This is a genomic window from Microcoleus sp. A003_D6, assembly GCF_036702825.1.
Classification (GTDB): Bacteria; Cyanobacteriota; Cyanobacteriia; order Cyanobacteriales; family Microcoleaceae; genus Microcoleus.
The window spans coordinates 33,107-51,080 of record NZ_JAUBWA010000041.1 but is presented as its reverse complement, the minus strand read 5'-3'; the positions used below and the strand labels follow the sequence as shown (position 1 = coordinate 51,080).

Genomic DNA, 17,974 nt, shown 5'->3' with positions numbered 1-17,974 from the left:
AGTTTTTGAGCAACAGCTTGCCTTATATTCAAAGGCAGCTACTTTTAGATGAGCTCATTTTTAGTCTAAACTACAGTGAGTTCTTTCCCAGACTGAATCTATTTTGTGTATTTTTTCCTTAATTTTTAAGGCTTCTGGTGATCTTTCAATACTTATGTGAAGTTGCTCAACAAGAAAGTTATCAATCAACTCCAAAAACTTAGATAGATTCGACCACAGTTCGTACTTGTTGTCAACCGAAATTTTGTAATGCTCAAATTTATTTCTCACATCTTGCACATATCTAATTAACTTTACATCTTGCTCGGAAAATGCAAATTTAGGACCGATTTCTAATCTTTCTAAGGCTTCATCGAGATCGACGGTATTAGGAATTTTTCCTGAACTAAGCTTGTTTTTTATATCTTTTAGACTTCCTTTGTAGATGAGTTCTGGCATATGACGAAAAAGCCTTTCTTTAAGAAGTAGCAAAAAACCAGAAAAAAGATTCAGAACACCATACTTGTAACTACTCGTGCCAATATCAACCGCAGTCGAATAGTCTCTCAGGACGTAATCATCATCAAAAAGCTCGTCTATGCCCTTGAGAATAAAATCTAGCCCATTATTTAACAAGCTTAGTTCAAGTTGGATATTTGATGATTCTGCATTGCTCATAGCAAAAGTTTAAGTCAAGTATAACGTATCAATTTTAACTAGACAAAATTTAGGTTAGCCAAAGCCCAACCATTATTAGGCTGAAAGTTTCCGCACCATACCCCAAATCATGTGGATAGGCGGAAATTTTTCGTAGAACTCGTTATTAGACTAACATTTTTTAGGGAGTTATGCAAACTTGGGTGATTAGCCATAATTTCTTTCGTCTAACTCTATAATTCGGGCAATAAGCACCCATCGCTAAAAACAAGATCGATGGCCAATCAATAAAAAAATGCAGCATCTGCTACTGAATCCTATCAACTCAATCCCGCAATAATATTGACACTCATAGCCAGAATAGCGGTGTTAAAAAAGAACGACAGCACGCTGTGAAAAAGCACGAGATACCTCATGGAACGAGAAGTGATCTGCACGTCTGCAACTTGGCAAGTCATGCCAATACCAAAGGAGAAATATAAAAAATCTTTGTAGTCTGGTTCCTCATCGCCCGGAAAATCCAAACCATTCGCCTGCGAGTAGCTGCCGTGCTGTTTGCTGCGGTTTCGGTAATAGCTGTGGGCATAGTGCATCGTGAAGATAGTGTGTACCTGCATCCAAGACCCAACAATTGTGAGGACAGAAAGCCCCAAGTGCAGAAATAGCAAATTCGGGGGCAAGCCTTTGGTATCGCGCAGCAGGAAGACGATCGCCAACAAGCTAGCACAAGCCGCTGCCACGATCGTGCTTAAGATTGTTAAGCGGCCAGCGTCCAACTGCTGAGCGTGGTGGCGCATCATTTCGGGAGTGCCTTGCAGCATCAGCATCCAAGTCAAAAGCAGGAAACTGACAGCGCCCGCGTTCCAAATGCACAGCATCCGAGTCAGGAGGAAATAGTGAGGCGGCAGGAAAACACCGACTGCTATAGCAAACAGAACAGACACAAACACGCGGTGCCGGACGCTCCAGACCCAGTGCATTTGAGATTTGGAAACATTTCTCACAGTAATCTAGCCTAAGTTAGGCACAGTAAGGGTTAGAAAATCTTAACTCCTATCTTTTCAGGAAATCCCAAAGATAATGAATTGGTAACGCGCAGCACAGGCAGAATTTTTCATGCCTTTCGATAGATCGATCGACCTCAACGTTCTAGGTACAGTGGAAGAAAAGATAAATTGCGGCTTGAAATTATGGCATCCTCCCAACCCCTCAAAGGCATTGAATTGATCGACTGCGCCAAAGCTAACGCCCAACAAGGAATCGCCACAGCCGCCGAGCTTTGCGGCTACGGAGGCGACCTCAACACCTTCGAGCGGGAACTGAAACAGGCTTGCCAAAACATCGGCGTCGAAGTCAAGGAATTGAGCGATTTGATTACGGATCAGCAGATGATGAAAGAAGGAATGGGCATTGAAATCGCTCCAGATACTCCCTCAGAACTTTAGGTTCAATCTCCACGGCATCAGTTTTAGAGCTAAGACTGCCCCGACACCAGTATTGTCAGTCTGCTAGCTGAGGCAGGCTAGAATGTTTTGCATGGGAGCTTCCGACTTTAGCCAGGAGTCGCGTTTTCTCCCGCGAAGAGGGTGCTTTCTGGAGGGTGCACAGATTGTTAGGAGGACTGTCGTGTCAGATCAGCAAGACCGAATTATGCGTTTGTTTATAGAGGAGGCTAAGGAGCACCTCGATACTTTAGAAAATGGTTTAGTGGATTTGAAGTCCACGATGAAAGACCCCGAAAGCCTCCAAGAGATGTTTCGAGCCGCCCATTCCGTGAAAGGAGGGGCGGCCATGCTCGGCTTAGATAGCATTAAAACAACCGCTCACCGCTTGGAAGATTGTTTTAAGGTGCTTAAGGACGGGCCCGTCAAGCAAGTTGACCAAACGGCAGAATCCCTCTTTTTAAAGGGAGTTGATACGCTTAAAGACTTACTGGGGCGATTGGAGGGGCCTTTTGGCTTGAGGAATGAAGAGGGAGAAAAACTCGTACAGCAGGTGATGCCTGTTTTTGCTCAACTGGAAACTCACCTCAATAACTTGGCGTCTGGCAAAGTTCGGGCGGTTGCTGCTGGGTCTGGTGCGCCCGCCGCTCAAACATCGGGTGCTGTGCCGGCGAATTTTGCTGTTGAAGTGATGACTTTACTTAAAGAAATGTTGCAGGTGTTCAAGCAGAAAGAATCGGCTGCTAGTCGCTCCGAGTTGACGGCTGTGTGCGTTCGCCTCTATAAGTTGGGAGGTAAAATTGAGACTTGGCAAAATTTAGTTAAAACAGCTAGAGCGGCGATCGTTAATCCCAAAAACTCTTATAAAGTCTTAGCTCCGCTGATTATCAAAGAACTCAAGGAAGCTGGGGATTTGGTGCAAGGGGGGAAAGTCAAGACGATCGCTCCGAGTAAAAATTTGCTACTTTTGGCAGCAAGCCCCAAACCAGCAGAGGCAATCGCCCCAGCAGCCCCAGCAGCCCCAGCAGCAGTGTCGAAGCAAGTAGCACTTCCGGCCGAACCGAAGGCGGTAGTCAAGCTTTTGCTCAAAACCTTTAACAAAAAACAACTCTCGGAAATCGCCAAGTTACTGGTTCACGCCATCAAATCCTCGAACTAGGAGTTGTTGCAGTAGAAGATAGAATCACAGCAATATTTTTGAGAGGGAAAATTTTGTGGTGCGTGCTGGAAGCCAAAGTTCAGCAGCAACTACAAAAAATTCACTCATTCGAGATTTTTGCCCTCTATCTTCTACTGTTGGGCAACCCTGCGTTAGAATTAGTGGATATATCGGCGTGCAACATTGTACCAGAATTAAAAATCGAGCAGGCTTTAGAAGGCGGTAGCTGTGAAACCAATTCGTTCATTAGAAGATGCTTTAAACCGCTGTCAGGCGATGGGAATGCGCTTGAGCCGCCAGCGTCGATTTATTCTAGAACTTTTGTGGGAGGCAAAAGAACACCTCTCGGCTCGCGAAATTTACGATCGCCTGAACCAACAAGCGCATTCGATCGGGCATACTTCGGTTTATCAAAATCTAGAAGCTTTGTCGAGAGAAGGGATTATTGAGTGCATAGAACGATCGGAGGGACGCTTGTACGGGAATGTGAGCGACTCTCACTCTCATGTCAACTGTCTGGATACGGCTCAGATTCTTGACGTTCATGTGGAACTGCCGATCGAATTGATCGAACAAATCCAACAGCAAACTGGTGTCAAAATTGTAGACTACCGGATAGATTTCTACGGATATCGATCGGCAGAGTCCGCCACGGAAGCATAGAGTGTCAGCGATACGCATAAGGCTTCGCAACCGATAAAGCAGCCGCTGCTGTCAGCAAAACCCATGTTTTTGCTAGGGTGTAGGTAATAGAAAATGATTCAAGTATTTAGCAGCGCTCGATCGGGCTTTTTTGCCGCGGTGTCCCGGAATTCGGAATAGTGCAGAGAAAAATGAAACTCGATCGCCAGTTGGGCGATCGGGAATAAAATTTAGAACTAAATCCAAAAAATCACTTCTACCCGCTATACGTAAAAGTTGAGATTGTAGTTTAACTCCCCAAATTCATCTGCGGAGTCAATTCTTTAATCTCAAATCTCAAATCGACTGATCTCAAATCCGGTACCTACGACATTATACCGTGCAAGGGAGCGTCCCGCTCGCTATTGAGATCGCAAAGCCAAGAGGAATGCTCGCACTCCACTCGTCCAATTATTATTTGAGTGTAAACTGAAACGATATGACGAGAGCTTTATAGTGTTTTTTCTGCTCAACTGCCTCGGGATCTGTGAATAATTGTTTGATAACTGGTATGATTTACGTGCTTCGAGAGCCTAGAACACTCCGAAGCAACCAGTGGGGCTGGACATAAACCTCACTATAAAACGCCGTAGAGGGAAAGATTGCCAGTACCTCGAAGGAAGTTCTCGATCTCCTTAACAGGAGTCAGAAGCCGACATCACAATCTATGATTTGATGTGGGAGTGTCACGTGAAGAGTGCGCATTACAGGACAGGCTGAAGTAATGGCGAGACGACAATCTGACCAATTCCACACACCACCGCAATACAACCCATCCCCCAAACCGACGGCACATTTGAGTGCAGAGGTGACAGGCGATGCGAGTTCCTCAGTAACGGCGCTGCCGATAGAGGGCAAAAGAACTTTTTGGCAGTGGCAGCTTATCTGGCTGAGTCTCCTGGTGGGATTTGGAGTAACGGGTGCCGCAGCATTTCTGTGGTTGCTGACTATGCCGCCGCCTCCCAATTGCCAGCAACTGTCGCCGCTGGCGGCGGACGGAGAGCGACTTTACTGCGCTCAACAAGCAGCTAAGTCCGGCAAGCTAGAGCAGATAGAATCGGCAATGGCACTGGTGCAGGCTTGGCCGAAAGAACACCCGCTATATTCGCAGGGTCAACATTTGATCGGGGAATGGTCGAAAGCCATACTGGGATTTGCTAGGGTAAAAATTGAGAGGGGCGATTTGAAAGGCGCTCTGGAGATTGTGGCGAAAATTCCGAAAACCAGTCCGTCTTACCCAGATGTAAAGGAGGCTGTGGCTGCTTGGGAAAAAAATTGGCAGGAGGGCCAAAAACTCTACGATACAGCCCTAGCAGCTTTGAAAAGTGAGGATTTAAAGAAGGCGTGGGATTACGCTCAAGCTCTGTTTAAGCTGGAAAATGTTTTCTGGAGTCAGAAGCGTTACAACGAGCTGATAGGGCAGATTTCTTTGGAAAGAAACGGCTGGCAGCGCTTGCAAGAAGCTAGAGAGTTGGCGAAGGACGGAACTCCGCAAAATTTCGCTGAGGCGATCGTCCTGGCTCGCAAAATTGACTCGCAGCTTTTTGCCCGCGCTAAAGCTGAGAAGGAAATTGAGGGCTGGAGCCGGACTTTGCTGGCAATGGCTACTAAGCGGTTGGGGGAAAAAGACCTGCCGGGGGCGATCGAGGCTGCTTCTGTGGTGCCGCAGGATTCGCCGCTGTTTGCAGAAGCTCAAGATTTGATGCAGTTGGGTAGGGCTCAGGCGGTGACGTGGAACCAGTCGATATCAACACCGCTGGCGCAACACATTTTTAGCTTGCTGGAAGGGCAGGGGGCTGCTAGCAAAATTGCTCCGGGCCGCCCTCTGTACAAGCAAGCTCAAGTTCAAATTGAAAATTTGCAGGTGCAGTTTCAAGATTTGCTGCGGCTGGAAGTGGCGAGCACGATCGCTAGTTTTGGTCAGATAGGGGCGTTTCAGGTAGCGATCGAGCAAGCGCAAACCATCGGGCCCAAACAGCCGCGGCGGGTTCACGCTCAAACATTGGTGGCTGCTTGGCGCCGGGAAATTCAGCGGATCGAAGACCAATCTTTTCTGACGCTGGCGAAGCAGTTGGCAGAAGCGCAAACGGTTGAAGGACTTAAGGGGGGCATGGCTCAGGTAGCCCTGGTTGCTCAAAACCGTCCCCGCAGGATAGAGGCGCAAACTCTCTTGGCTCAGTGGACGAAACGCATAGAAGTTATTCAAGATCAGCCTTTTTTAGATGAAGCGATCGCCCTAGCGAAGCAAGGAAAACTTAGCGCTGCTATTGAAAAAGCTTCGGAAATTAAAAGCGGTAGAACTTTGTACGCCAAAGCTCAGGATAATGTCTATCAGTGGGTGAGCGAACTGCAAGTTGCTCAAGACCGACCGATTCTGGATCGAGCTGCGGAATTGGCGTCTCAAGGCAGTCTAGGAGCGGCGATCGATACGGCTTCCCAAATCGGTTACGGTAGGGCGCTGTATTCAGAGGCAACAGGTGCGATCGGGCGCTGGAGTGCCGAACTTAGAGCCAACACTGCACCGCCGCCGGAACCCGCTCGCGAGTACGCGCCAGCCCCGGCTCGGGAGGAGGCGCCGGCTCCGCGACAGGAAGAGTACGCGCCGGCTCCGCGACAGGAAGAGTACGCGCCTCCTCCCGAGCAGGCTCCGGCTCCGGAGCCTTACTATCCGCCCGCGAGACAAGAGGCCCCGGCTCCGGCTCCGGAGCCTTACTATCCGCCCGAGCCGGCTCCGGAACCTTACAATCCGCCCGCGAGAGAGCCGGAACCTTACAATCCGCCCGCGAGGGAACCGGAACCTTACTATCCGCCCGCCAGACAAGAGGCTCCGGCTCCGGAACCTGCTGCTCCGGCTCCGGCTCCGGCTCCGGAACCCGCGCCGCCCTCGATTCCTCAACAGGCTGGGCCTCCTGATGCTAATTTGCTCCCGGAGTAATTGGGTTTTCGCGCGATCGGCCTGTCAAATCAAAAATCAAAAATCAAAAATCGAGTGAGTAATTTCCAACTGCTGTCGATCGATGGCGACCCCATTTTCCGGCTGGGGCTGCGAGTTGCTTGCGAGCAGTATCCAGACTTGCAAGTTGTCGCAGAGGTTTCAACGGAAACCGAAGCTTTGCGAGTTCTAGAAGCTCGCTCGATCGGCTCTGGAACAGCCAAGAAGCCCGCTGATTTGGTAATTTTGGGTTTTGAGACGGTAAATGTGCGATCGGGCCAAACAGAGGCGCTGGTCTTTTGTCGCGAACTCAAAAGTTTGTACCCCAATCTCCCCCTGTTGGTGCTAGGGGGGCCGCTGACACCGGAGCTGTTGGCGGTCATACAGGCTGCGGGCGCGAATGGCTATTGTCCTAAAGGTAGAGATATTTCCCTGACAATCGAAGCTATTCGCGCGGTGGCATCTGGTTGCACTTATTGGGCGACAGATACGGCAGCTAACTCGGGAATAGAACTAAATGCAGCGGTGGTTCAAACAGTAGAAAACTCCCCTGCAATTGCAGAGAAAAATGCAGATGAGCCGACAGTTGATACGCCAGTACACAAAAAAATGCTGGCTTATTTTTGTCTGTCTGGACTGCGGGAAATAGATGCAGCTTTGGCGGTTGTCAAAGCTGATTTGCAAGAGGTTAGAGCCGCAGATCCGACAGATTTGCCCTCTATTTTAGATGGGGTTGTACTCAATGGGCGCCGCAGAGAATTGCTGGCCGCTCGCTGGATTGTCAGTCAGTTATTATTTGAAGGAAAAGGGGACAAGGAAGAAGGAAGAAGGAAGAAGGAAGAAGGAAGAAGGAAGAAGGAAGAGGCAGAAGGAAGACGGGAAAATTTGTTAAATAATTCTCAATCGCAATTAGCAAATTCCCCAGTTTCGGGCGAATCTTTGGTGGTTGCAACTAATTGGCAAGGTAGCTTGTTTGACTCGGTGGCTGCTAAATTGCAGTTTGATTTGGTCAATTTGACTGGCTTGCCTTTGGAAATCGATATTTTGCGATCGACCAAAAAGCGCGAATTGATGAGTTCCCTTCTGCGGAAGTTACAGGATTTGCTGGAGGAATTGCGCTTGGGGCAAGTGCAGCAAACTCAATTGTCGGAAAAAATGCCTGCTATTTTGCGGGATTTGTGGGAGACGACAATCATAGATTTTTTTGGCAGATACTATACACTGCAAACGGGAGAAACCCGGGTTTTTGATGGCAGTCAAACAAGCTTGAAATTGGCGGAAAGTCAAGGTGAAAGCGCTGCTGATATCTTGGCAGGCAGCGGTATAGAAGTTGTGCCGGTGTTGCTTGCAGATGCTGATGCAGTTGCAACAGAAATCCTTAACAAAATACCGATGACAGTTGATTTTTTTGGACATTTGCTATTTGAAATTCCTCTAACAGTTGACAATATTTCTTGTGTTGCTGGCAGCCCGGAAGCGATGCAGCGAGCTGAAGCTTTGTTGGAAAATTTGGCAATTCAAGTTGCTAGCGGAGTGGTACAGCCTCTACTAAATAATTTGGCAAATATTGAAGAAATCAAGCAAATTTTTTACGATGGTAAGTTGATTTCGACGCGAGAAATTGAGAGATTTCGGAATGATTTGTCGTGGAGATATAGCTGGAATAGCTATTTTGTGGAACCGAAAGCTATTTTTGAAAGCAGGTTTTGGCTGTTTGTTTTGGGCGATTCTGGAATTAAGAAAATTTCTATTTATGCTCCGAGAAATCTGGAGTTAGCACAGTTGTCTGGGTGGCAGTTAGCCTTGACTTTGCTGCTGGAAACCAGGGATGCGATCGCACCTAGAGTTCGCGCGGTGATTTCGCTGTTGGGTGCTGGGGTTGTTTACGTTTTGACTCAGGTTATAGGGCGAGGAATTGGTTTGATCGGGCGGGGAATTATCCAGGGGATTGGCAATTCTTTGCAGGATAGCAAGTTTGGGAAAAATGGATAATTGGAATTGGGCATCGGGAATGGGGCATCGGGCATTGCTAATTAATAATATTGATAATTGGACATTGGTAGTGATATTATAGGTAGGATAGATATGAGATGTGACACCATTCTCAATAACCTGTAGGGGCGGGTTTTTCCAACAATATTTGGTTGAGATCGATAGTCTCATAAACCCGCCCCTGCCCAACGGTAAATCGCGGTAGATCGACCGGATTTGATATAACTTACTGCTATAGGGTTGACTTTTTATGAGTATTATGATAGCGATAGATGCCGATCGCATAAACAGTTTAGATTTGTCTCCGGTGCGGACTGCGATCGAAAAGTGGCTGGCCGAAGGAGCGATCGCCCAAAACGAACAGCAGCTACAATTTGAAATTGAGTATCCGCGCGAAGAATTAGATCCGCGAGAAATTTCGGAAATTCCCGAGGTGCGGCTGTGGTTTATTCGCTTGGATGCTTGTTATCCTTGGCTGCCATTTTTGTTGGATTGGAAAGCGGGAGAATTGGCGCGCTATGCGGCGATGTTGGTGCCGCACCAGTTCCACCGCAGTGAAGGAATTCAGTACAATCCTGAAGCTTTGGAAATGTTTTTGATGAACAAAATTTTTGTGTTGACTGATTGGTTGAATCAGCAGGGAATCCCCAGTAAATCGAAGTTGATGGCGATGTCGCAGATGTTTGGTTATGATTTGGATGATGCTTTTTTTGATGTGATTGTGCCGCACAAATAAGCTGTAAGTAAGCCCACCTAAATTGTATTTTTTGGGCGGGCGGGACGCCCACCCCACAAGAATTAGCTCAAACTTGACTGTACAATCTTGACTGTAAAATTTAGATGCTTCACACTATTGTGGGATGGGCTTCTCGCCCAAAAAGGCATAACAGTGCGTACCCCACAAATAGCGTGGTAAGCCCTCTTCAGAATTTCCTCAGAATTGAGAGTTAGTTTAGATAGACAACGATCGCCCGATTCAATCGATCGAGGAAATTTACCATGAAAACAGATTACCTCATCGTCGGCAGTGGTTTATCAGCACTGGTTTTCGGAGCTTTAATGGCAAACTCCGGCAAAACCGTACATATCCTCGAAGCTCACGAGCACCCCGGAGGCTTTGGTCACACCTTTACGATGGCCAAAAAATACACGTTTAATGCCCAATTTCACTACGTTTGGGACTGCGGCGAAGGACATACAGTCAATCGAGTTCTCAAAAAACTCGGTCTCGATCGAGATGTCACCTTTGAGCGGTACGATCCGAATGGCTACGACCACATGAGAATGCCGGGGTACGCGCTAGATATTCCCTCGGAACCAGAGGAACTGATCCGCAGATTGTCGGCGCTGTTTCCCGAAGCGAGCGAGAGAATTCGCCAATTCGTCAACGAAGTCGAGAAAACCGGCGCGGGACTCAGAAAACTCGCTCCTCCCGTCAAACCAATTGAATTGCTCAAAAATTTCGGTGACGTATTCTGCGCCGTCCAACACCTCAACAGTACACTTCAGGACGTTTTCGACAAGTTCCAACTCCCGCAAGCCGCCCAAACCCTATTAGCCCTGCAATGGCCGGATTTTTTGCTACCTCCAAATCAGCTTTCTTTCTATGCTTGGATTGCCTTGTTTAGAGGCTATCAAGAAGGTGCATTTTACCCGACGCAGCATTTTGAAGATGTCATCAATTCTTTAGTTAAAGTCATTGAATCCCACGGGGGGAAAGTTCTACTAAACCATGAAGTTACGAATTTTAGGGTAACAGATAGAACTGTAACGGGAGTTGAAGCGATGGATTTGACCACCCATCAAACCCATGAATTCACGGGCGATACGGTGATTTGTAACCTCGATCCCAAAAGAGCGGCCAAGATGATTGGAGAGGAACTTTTCTCTAAAAAAGTGCGGCGGAAACTCAACTACGAGTATTCTGCATCTAACTACATGGTGTACTGCATTGTCAAAGATATCGACCTCCGAAACTACGGCTTTGGCAAGTGGAATACGTTTCATTCGGAACACTTGGATCTAAATGAAGCTTTTGCTCAAATGTACGATCGAAATGATTTTTCTCGTCCGAGTTTTGCAATTACAACGCCAACTTTACTGACGGAAGCGCGGCGGGATTGTCCAGAAGATTGTCAAATTGTCGAATTTCTGACTGTTGCTAATTACAGCTATTTTAAGCAACTTTGGGAAACCGATCGCAAAGCTTACCGACAGAAGAAACAAGAGATTTTAGACTCGATTTTAGACGTAGTTGAAAAACACTATGTTCCGAATTTCCGCAAACACATGATTTTTCATATTACCGGAAGTCCTACGACTAACGAGCGCTTTTGCTGGTGTCCTAACGGCAATTCCTACGGTTCTACCCTGACGCCGAAAAACATGGGAGTCGATCGGCTAAATCATGAAACATCCCTCAACAATTTCTATTTCTGCAACGCTTCCTCGGGCTATCCAGGCTTTGCGCCGACATTTTGGACGGGGGCTCTGCTTTATCAACGTTTATCCGGCGATGCGATTTTAGGGTGAGATAAGACGGCGGTTGAAACCGCGTCTACAAAAACGATGTCCGCCTCCGCGGACTGAAGAAAATAACGTAATTTTAACCGCACAGTTCTTCAACCCGCGGAGGCGGGTTTTGTTTGTATAGACGCGGTTTCAACCGCCCAGTCTTCTATCAATCTAGGAGTGAACTATGAGAATTGCAATTGTTGGGGGCGGAGCGAGCGGTATGGCAGCAGCCTACTGGCTCGATAAACAGGGACATCACGTCACTGTGTTGGAAAGTCAGCCGATTTTAGGCGGACACATTCGGACGCTCAACAAAAATGTTGCGCCCAATCAATCTGAGTGCAATGAAATATTAGAAAATGGAGTGCTGGAATTTCCAACCGTGTTTTACAATTTCGTTGCTTTTATGCAGGAGCTAGGCGTTGAATTAGAACCCGTGCAGATTGGTTCAGCGCTGTTTTTTAAAGATGGCGGTCACTTTTTGTCGCGAGTATCTATCGAAAAGAATTTCACCGGTATCCAACGCCTGATTGAGTATTTGCGGCTCGATAGTCTGTACGCTCGTTCGGCTGGATTTATTTTAAAAATGCGGTTTGCTAAACAGCACGATTTCTACAATATGCCGCTTTCTCAGAGTTTGAAAAGCTCGTGCGTCCGCAATGATTGGCTGAAGTTGCTGACGATGTACAGCTACTCGATACCGTTTGAATTGCTCGACAATTTTCCGGCAGAATTGGCGATGCCGATGCTACGCGCCTATGCCTCGGTCAACTGGGTGAGGATTAAAGGCGGGGTGTATTCTTACATTGAAAAGATTCTGGAGCGATTTAAGGGCGACATACGGCTGAATGTGGAGATTGCAAAAATTTTCAGAAGTGCTGATGCTGTAAAAATTGTGCTTTCTGATGGGGAGACTCAGGAATTTGATAAGGTGGTGTTTGCGATGCCGCCCGATCGAGTGATGAGGCTGTTGTCCGATCCGACGGATGCGGAAACAAAGCGGTTTTCGGCGTGGAAAGCCAATTATGCAACCACTGTACTGCATTCGGATACTTCAATGTACGATCGCTACGGTATCCGCAAGTTATCAGAATTTGATTTTTTCGAGACGGACAAGGGATGGGGCTATAATGCGAGCTTGAATCAGCTTTGCGGCATCAAGTCGCCGCGAGAGTACAGCTTAGCGTTTCAACTGGAGGAGTCGATCGCCCAAAAGCAGATTATTCACATTCAGAAACATCACACGCCGCTGTACACTGTCGAGTCTTTTCGATATCGAGATGAAGTTATAGAGACTAATGGCGAGAACAACACTTATCATGCGGGAGCTTATTTGGGGGATGGTTTGCACGAAGGAGCCATTACCTCTGCTTTGCGAGTCTCGAAATTAATCGGGTGATCTCAATTGTGATGCTACAAACTCTCGGAAATATCGGTAAATTTCTTGCCGATGCAACACTCTCACAAAAGTAATAGACCTCTTGCAAAAATAACTAGGACGGGATCTCCGGCCCATCCCACAAAAATTTTTTTCTTGTGGAATGGGCCCCAGAGCCCGTTCCAGAATTTGATTAAAAGGATTTTTGCAAGAGGTCTAATGATGTCTGCATCAAAAGTTAAACCAATACGAGAGTCGCCGGCTCGGATGCGAGAGTGATTATTTCCGTTAACTAAGCTGCGACACAACACCCCGCAGTTAAGCAGACATCCTGGCTCACAGATAGGGGCATTGTCGATCCGGCTAACAGAGCACCCTCAAAGTTGGTTCCCGTGAACGTTGCCCCGCTCAAGTCGGCTTCGCTCAAGTCTGCATAGCACAGCCTAGCCCAATCGAGATTTGCCTGCACCAAAGAAACTCCCACCAGATTTGCCCCGGTTAAATCTGCTCCCATCAACTTGACGCCCCGCAACTGAGCCCCGCTGAGATTGGCTGCTAACAAGTTCGAGCCTTCCAAGTTGACCCCGTTGAGTTTGGCTTCGCTCAGGTTGACGCCATTGAGATCCGTCCTGCTCAGGTCGATGCCGTTGATGTAAGCTTTCCTGAGATTGATGCCTGTTAGTTGAGCGCCAAAGAGCCTTGCACCGCTGAGTTTTGCCCCTCCGCAGTTTGCCCAGTTGAGGTTTGCTCCCGTGAGGTTCGCGCCCCGCAGGTTGATGAATTGCAAATCGGCCGTACACAAATTGGCGTTCCAGAGGGTGGCACTGTGCAGGTTGCTACCTATGAGTAGGGCGCCGCTCAACTTGGCCCTGGGCAGTTTTGCTTTGACGAGGAAAGCTCCGCTGAGATTGGCTTTCGTGAGTTCTGCGTCTGCTAGTCTGACTTGGCCCATTTTCGCAAAACTCAGATTTGCCCTGTAAAGGTTTGCGCCGTTGAGTTCTGCTTTGGTGAGATGCGCCCGACTCAGATTAGCTCCCGACAGGTTAGCCCTCGAAAGGTTTACTCCGTCCAAGATAGCTCCGCTGAGGTTAACTCCGCTGAGGTCGGCGCCTGCAAAGTCTCTGTTTCCATTTTCGTAGTCTTTGAGCAGCCCGGTTACTTTCATACGGGTCACATTCCTAATATCGAAAATTTATTAAATACGCACTCTTTATAACTATTTTATATCTAACCGAGCGGATGCGATCGCACTTTGAAGAAAGCTGAAATTTAACTTTATATTTCTAAATATACTTGGTTCTTTTTGCAACGTGTAGCGACAGTTTTTGATAGCAAACCGTAGAATAAGGGTTTTAGGGCGATCGGTACAAAAGCAACGCTTGCCGAGGCACACTACAGGCTTTCGGGAAAACCAAGGGTTTAAGACTGCGACCTCAAAACTGTCCGGTTAAAAGAAATTTCAGACATTGGGCCTCTGAGGGATTTATTGATATGCCTAACGGTAGATGCTAATTGTGCAAAACCTAGTTGATAATTTACGGCAGATTGTACGAAACTAAAAGCGAGTAATATCTGTATGAAACAACTTTCTTTACTTGCAGTTAGGCAGATGTTTCAATCTATGTTATTATGAGTAAAAATTGAGGAATGATTATGTCAAAAGAGAGAAAAAGCAACAAAGAAGTCAAAAAGCCAAAGAAACAACCGGATGGTGTTGCTAAGCCAAAGGATGACAAAAAAAATTATGGTAGCACGGACGGCCGCAAGTAGAGATAGCTGCCACTCTCGCGATTGCGATTAATTTGGTTCAATTGTCATTACTATAATTTTTTAAGATGGAAATATCCCAAAATGGGATAATTCTCAAACCGATTCATGAACTCGTGTCCGCTCGAACTACTATCATAAAATTGGTTCGCTCGCTCGGAATGCAAGTCCCGATCGCCTGCGGACTAAAGTCCGAACGATCGAACCTTGTTTATTATGAGTAATTGAGAGGACACGATATTTTATTTAGGGTATCTGCTGCGCTTAACCCAAAGTATATTCAAATCAGTTGTTAGCTAGGAATATCAAACTATTGCATTGCCGATCGCATTTAACGCGCTTTGTTAAGAATTTATCGATAAAAACATATAGTTAGAGCGCCAAATAGCATCACAGCGATATCTCAGTCACCGCAATATTACCGCCAAAACAGACATCAACATCAGTCCCCGCAGCCCGATCGCGCGATCCGTATTCTCCCGCATAATAAAAGTATTCTCCCTCCTGGCGGTAAACCAACGGCAGTGGCTCAGTCGAAGGGCGACAAAACACAATTTCCGGTTCCGCACTTCCGGGCGCTAAATGCGGCAAATTCACATTCCAGAAACACCCAGACTTTAGTTCCCGCTTCAGCAAATCCGCCAACACCCGCGATGTCCAGCGAGTCGCTAAATCCCAGTCTATTTCGAGCGGCCTTTTAATCCGGTGGGAAATTGCGATACCCGGAATACCGTGCATGGCTGCTTCCCGCACAGCAGCAACCGTACCGGAAATGTACACGTCAACCCCCAAATTGCCGCCCGCGTTAATGCCAGAAAGCACCAAATCCGGCTTCGGACAAACGTGATTGAGAGCGAGGCGAACGCAGTCTGCCGGTGTTCCCCCTACAGCATATTCAAATTCCGATCGCCGATCGACATGAATCCGACTGTGAGCCGTCACCTGATGCCCGCAGCCGGACAATTGCCCTTGAGGAGCTACCATAATTGTCTTGTCGCTGACAGCCTGCAAAAGTGCCTGAATGCCCGGAGCGTCTATGCCGTCGTCATTGGTTAAAATTATTGTCATTTAAAATTTGCCGAAGTCGGGGGAAAAACTAAAGTCCTGGCTGCAAACCTTAGCTTGACAGATTTGTTGTCGCGAGGACTTTTGTTTTTTCACAAAGGACTAAAGTCCTCACTACAAACCTTAACCAACTTGTGGTAAAGTTTTGTGTCGGTTGCTATGTCCGAGCAATCTTCTGCAAGTTCAGTTAAACGCGCTCACAGCAATGTTTTTGCCAATTCTACCCTTAGCTCAAACAATCCCGACACCTCCGACCCAACAAGTCATCATCCAGCGAGAATTTTCGATACCGGAAAACGAACTAGATTTGCCTTCCCCGTCAAAAACCGCCCCGCTGAACACTGTGACGGTGCCCCAACAAGTGCGCGTTTTGCCCGGAAAACTCGACAACATCCCGGTTTTCAACAGCAACAGCCCCGAAGTTGTGCAAACGGAAGGCATTTTGCTCTCCACATTTCCCCAGGAAGCAAAACAAGTACCTTCTGCACACTTAAACTTTGCCTTCAAAGGCAGATTTGACATCTTCGCCCACCACATTGCTAAAGCTAAAAATCGCGAAGACACTCGCACCTTATTTCAAGGAATAATTGTCCGCAATCCCAACTCGGAACCTGTTACTTTAAAAGTATTGCAAGGAGCGACCTATTTAACTCGGCCGGATGCCTTATTTGTCGATTTGCCGTCGTATTTAGAGAATCGATTCGGCACTGTGTTTGCGGGGCCTGGAAGCCGCATCACCAGCGATGTGCTGCGGGGATACAGACAAAGCATTTTGCCGGCTGCGATCGAGATTCCGGCCAATCAGAGCCGAATGCTGATGAATTTGCCGATACCCGTGGGGAATGTCACCCCTTCTTCCAACGGTCGATCGACTTTAATGCGAATGTCGAGCAGCAATTCGGTTTATGTAGCTAGTTTAGCAATGTTTGCTCCCACTCCAGAAGGAGTCGAGCAATATCCCACATTAGAACAGTGGGAAAATATTTTAAATACCAAAGGTTTAGCGGGCCCGAGAGATTTAGCACCAACTCCGAGAGACGAAAATCGGGTGCAAAAAATTTACGGGCGCGTTGCGGGAGTAGCTGAAGGTTCCGAGTGGAAAGCCAGAATTACTGACAATCCGAGAACCGATTATTTAACCGTTCCCAAGCGCGGCGAGTCATTTTCTTACGCTCTGAGCACTACTGATACGGGTACTTTTGGAACAGGTCAAGTTCAAAGTGCTAAAATGTTAGCTCGCTATCCCGATACTGCTTATTTTGCTCACGGTAATTACGGGATTCAATACAACTTAACTTTTCCACTTTACAACAAATCTCGTGAGTCCCAATCTGTTAGCATTAAAATGCAAACACCGATTAAGGCAAATACAGAATCGGGGGGATTGATGTTTTACGATCCTCCTGAAAATCGGATATTTTTCCGAGGTACGGTGCGGGTGATGTTTAATGATGATACGGGCAAGACTTTGACGCGCTACATTCACATCGTGCAGCGCCGGGGACAGCAGGGGGAACCTTTGGTGAATGTGAATATGAAGCCGGGGGAACGCCGTTTGGTGCAGGTGGATTTCTTGTATCCGCCGGATGCGACGCCGCCGCAAGTTTTGACTGTGCGATCGAGTAATTAGTTGACTGTTGACTGTATATTTACACTGTGCGAAACGCGACTGAATTTCTCACAACAAAAAGTACGATCGCTACTCGACTGGCTCGCCCTTAACACAATACGGTTCAGATAAGACCGATCCCCCCTAGCCCCCCTTAAAAAGGGGGGGACAAGAAGTTGCTCAAAGTCCCCCTTCTTAAGGGGGATTTAGGGGGATCTCCGGGGAATTAACAGTGTTAAGTGAACCGTATTGGCCCTTAACATACAAAGATTCGAGAAACTTAACAGCTTCATCAAGCACAGCTTCCGGTAACTTCTCAACAATCGCGATCGCTTTTTGACGGGTTTCTCGCTCGACTGCTTTGGATTGTTGCGAGTCAGTGTCTGCTAAACTGCTATTTTCAAATTGCTTTTGCTTTGATAAAGCTGTTTCTGGAGTGACAAAAATGCCAACATCTGCCGGAAGATTTATAGTTTCATGATTGTAGCACTTAACAACGAGATTTGTCACATTCATCGCTACCCGTTGATTAAATCGGAAAACTTCTGAAAAAGTGCGCTCGCCGCGAGTAGTCTGAAGTAAATGTTCTCCCACTTGATTGACTTCTGTGGTAAAAATAAATTTGTGTGTATCCGTACCAACTGACACCCAAACCTGGTAAGTATTAGGTTCGCTCGCAGGTTGAATAGACAAAACTTGCACTTTCATCGTATTAACGAGTAATATCAAATCCGTTGGTATCGGGATTATTCATCTCTCTCTTCTCTTCCTCTGTGTCCTCTGCGGTCTCTGCGGTTAA

15 protein-coding genes are annotated in these 17,974 nt (G+C 47.2%); 9 read left to right on the top strand and 6 right to left on the bottom strand.

From position 1 onward, the window contains the following. Positions 1-60: 60 nt before the first annotated feature. Both QUB70_RS13610 and QUB70_RS13605 read right to left on the bottom strand, forming a co-directional pair. Positions 61-657, bottom strand: coding sequence for a hypothetical protein (locus tag QUB70_RS13610; RefSeq protein ID WP_332981024.1), 597 nt, complete (start codon positions 655-657; stop codon positions 61-63). A 299-nt stretch (positions 658-956) separates the two neighbouring features. Next, positions 957-1,616, bottom strand: a complete 660-nt coding sequence (locus QUB70_RS13605; protein WP_332981023.1) for a DUF1345 domain-containing protein — start codon at positions 1,614-1,616, stop codon at positions 957-959. 210 nt (positions 1,617-1,826) lie between these two features. Here QUB70_RS13605 and QUB70_RS13600 point away from each other — a divergent pair, with 210 nt between their 5' ends. From QUB70_RS13600 to QUB70_RS13590, 3 genes are all read left to right on the top strand, one after another. After that, positions 1,827-2,081 carry a hypothetical protein gene (locus QUB70_RS13600; protein ID WP_172192057.1) on the top strand — a complete coding sequence of 85 codons (255 nt, stop codon included), beginning with the start codon at positions 1,827-1,829 and terminating at the stop codon, positions 2,079-2,081. Positions 2,082-2,163: 82 nt separating this feature from the next. Further along, the gene (locus tag QUB70_RS13595; protein WP_332981021.1) at positions 2,164-3,237 is read left to right on the top strand and encodes an Hpt domain-containing protein; all 1,074 of its coding nucleotides are present in this window, start codon (positions 2,164-2,166) and stop codon (positions 3,235-3,237) included. 228 nt (positions 3,238-3,465) lie between these two features. Further along, positions 3,466-3,900: a Fur family transcriptional regulator gene (locus QUB70_RS13590; protein ID WP_332981019.1), complete on the top strand. Its 435-nt coding sequence runs from the start codon at positions 3,466-3,468 to the stop codon at positions 3,898-3,900. Positions 3,901-3,972: 72 nt separating this feature from the next. Here the strand turns inward: QUB70_RS13590 and QUB70_RS13585 are convergent, their stop codons facing one another. Further along, positions 3,973-4,125, bottom strand: a complete 153-nt coding sequence (locus QUB70_RS13585; RefSeq protein ID WP_332981017.1) for a hypothetical protein — start codon at positions 4,123-4,125, stop codon at positions 3,973-3,975. 517 nt (positions 4,126-4,642) lie between these two features. On the opposite strand from QUB70_RS13585, the gene QUB70_RS13580 reads away from it, so the two are divergent. The 5 genes from QUB70_RS13580 to QUB70_RS13560 all read left to right on the top strand — a co-directional run bounded on the left by QUB70_RS13580 (position 4,643) and on the right by QUB70_RS13560 (position 12,755). Beyond that, entirely contained in the window at positions 4,643-6,853 is a 2,211-nt protein-coding gene (locus QUB70_RS13580) for a hypothetical protein (protein ID WP_332981015.1), read from the top strand. Between the two features lie 54 nt (positions 6,854-6,907). Beyond that, complete coding sequence (locus QUB70_RS13575; protein ID WP_332981013.1) at positions 6,908-8,842, top strand: DUF3685 domain-containing protein; 1,935 nt, start codon at positions 6,908-6,910, stop codon at positions 8,840-8,842. 250 nt (positions 8,843-9,092) lie between these two features. Beyond that, positions 9,093-9,578: a CRR6 family NdhI maturation factor gene (locus QUB70_RS13570; RefSeq protein ID WP_332981012.1), complete on the top strand. Its 486-nt coding sequence runs from the start codon at positions 9,093-9,095 to the stop codon at positions 9,576-9,578. A 263-nt stretch (positions 9,579-9,841) separates the two neighbouring features. Further along, positions 9,842-11,374: a phytoene desaturase family protein gene (locus QUB70_RS13565; protein WP_332981011.1), complete on the top strand. Its 1,533-nt coding sequence runs from the start codon at positions 9,842-9,844 to the stop codon at positions 11,372-11,374. Positions 11,375-11,540: 166 nt separating this feature from the next. Then, positions 11,541-12,755: an FAD-dependent oxidoreductase gene (locus QUB70_RS13560; protein WP_332981009.1), complete on the top strand. Its 1,215-nt coding sequence runs from the start codon at positions 11,541-11,543 to the stop codon at positions 12,753-12,755. A 271-nt stretch (positions 12,756-13,026) separates the two neighbouring features. On the opposite strand, the gene QUB70_RS13555 is transcribed toward QUB70_RS13560, so the two are convergent. Next, a complete protein-coding gene (locus tag QUB70_RS13555; RefSeq protein WP_332981007.1) occupies positions 13,027-13,899 on the bottom strand; it encodes a pentapeptide repeat-containing protein in 873 nt (290 codons plus the stop codon). 992 nt (positions 13,900-14,891) lie between these two features. Continuing rightward, positions 14,892-15,569, bottom strand: a complete 678-nt coding sequence (gene surE, locus QUB70_RS13550; protein WP_332981005.1) for a 5'/3'-nucleotidase SurE — start codon at positions 15,567-15,569, stop codon at positions 14,892-14,894. Between the two features lie 202 nt (positions 15,570-15,771). Between surE and QUB70_RS13545 the strand changes: the two genes are divergently transcribed. Further along, complete coding sequence (locus tag QUB70_RS13545; RefSeq protein WP_332981004.1) at positions 15,772-17,196, top strand: DUF3370 domain-containing protein; 1,425 nt, start codon at positions 15,772-15,774, stop codon at positions 17,194-17,196. A 174-nt stretch (positions 17,197-17,370) separates the two neighbouring features. Here the strand turns inward: QUB70_RS13545 and QUB70_RS13540 are convergent, their stop codons facing one another. Beyond that, positions 17,371-17,868 carry a hypothetical protein gene (locus tag QUB70_RS13540; protein ID WP_332981003.1) on the bottom strand — a complete coding sequence of 166 codons (498 nt, stop codon included), beginning with the start codon at positions 17,866-17,868 and terminating at the stop codon, positions 17,371-17,373. Positions 17,869-17,974 lie beyond the last annotated feature (106 nt).

Coding starts and splice junctions, on each gene's coding strand:
- QUB70_RS13610 (WP_332981024.1), bottom strand. CDS start 657: ATGAGCAATGCAGAATCATCAAATATCCAACTTGAACTAAGCTTGTTA.
- QUB70_RS13605 (WP_332981023.1), bottom strand. CDS start 1,616: ATGCACTGGGTCTGGAGCGTCCGGCACCGCGTGTTTGTGTCTGTTCTG.
- QUB70_RS13600 (WP_172192057.1), top strand. CDS start 1,827: ATGGCATCCTCCCAACCCCTCAAAGGCATTGAATTGATCGACTGCGCC.
- QUB70_RS13595 (WP_332981021.1), top strand. CDS start 2,164: ATGTTTTGCATGGGAGCTTCCGACTTTAGCCAGGAGTCGCGTTTTCTC.
- QUB70_RS13580 (WP_332981015.1), top strand. CDS start 4,643: ATGGCGAGACGACAATCTGACCAATTCCACACACCACCGCAATACAAC.
- QUB70_RS13570 (WP_332981012.1), top strand. CDS start 9,093: ATGAGTATTATGATAGCGATAGATGCCGATCGCATAAACAGTTTAGAT.
- QUB70_RS13565 (WP_332981011.1), top strand. CDS start 9,842: ATGAAAACAGATTACCTCATCGTCGGCAGTGGTTTATCAGCACTGGTT.
- QUB70_RS13560 (WP_332981009.1), top strand. CDS start 11,541: ATGAGAATTGCAATTGTTGGGGGCGGAGCGAGCGGTATGGCAGCAGCC.
- QUB70_RS13555 (WP_332981007.1), bottom strand. CDS start 13,899: ATGAAAGTAACCGGGCTGCTCAAAGACTACGAAAATGGAAACAGAGAC.
- surE (WP_332981005.1), bottom strand. CDS start 15,569: ATGACAATAATTTTAACCAATGACGACGGCATAGACGCTCCGGGCATT.
- QUB70_RS13545 (WP_332981004.1), top strand. CDS start 15,772: ATGTTTTTGCCAATTCTACCCTTAGCTCAAACAATCCCGACACCTCCG.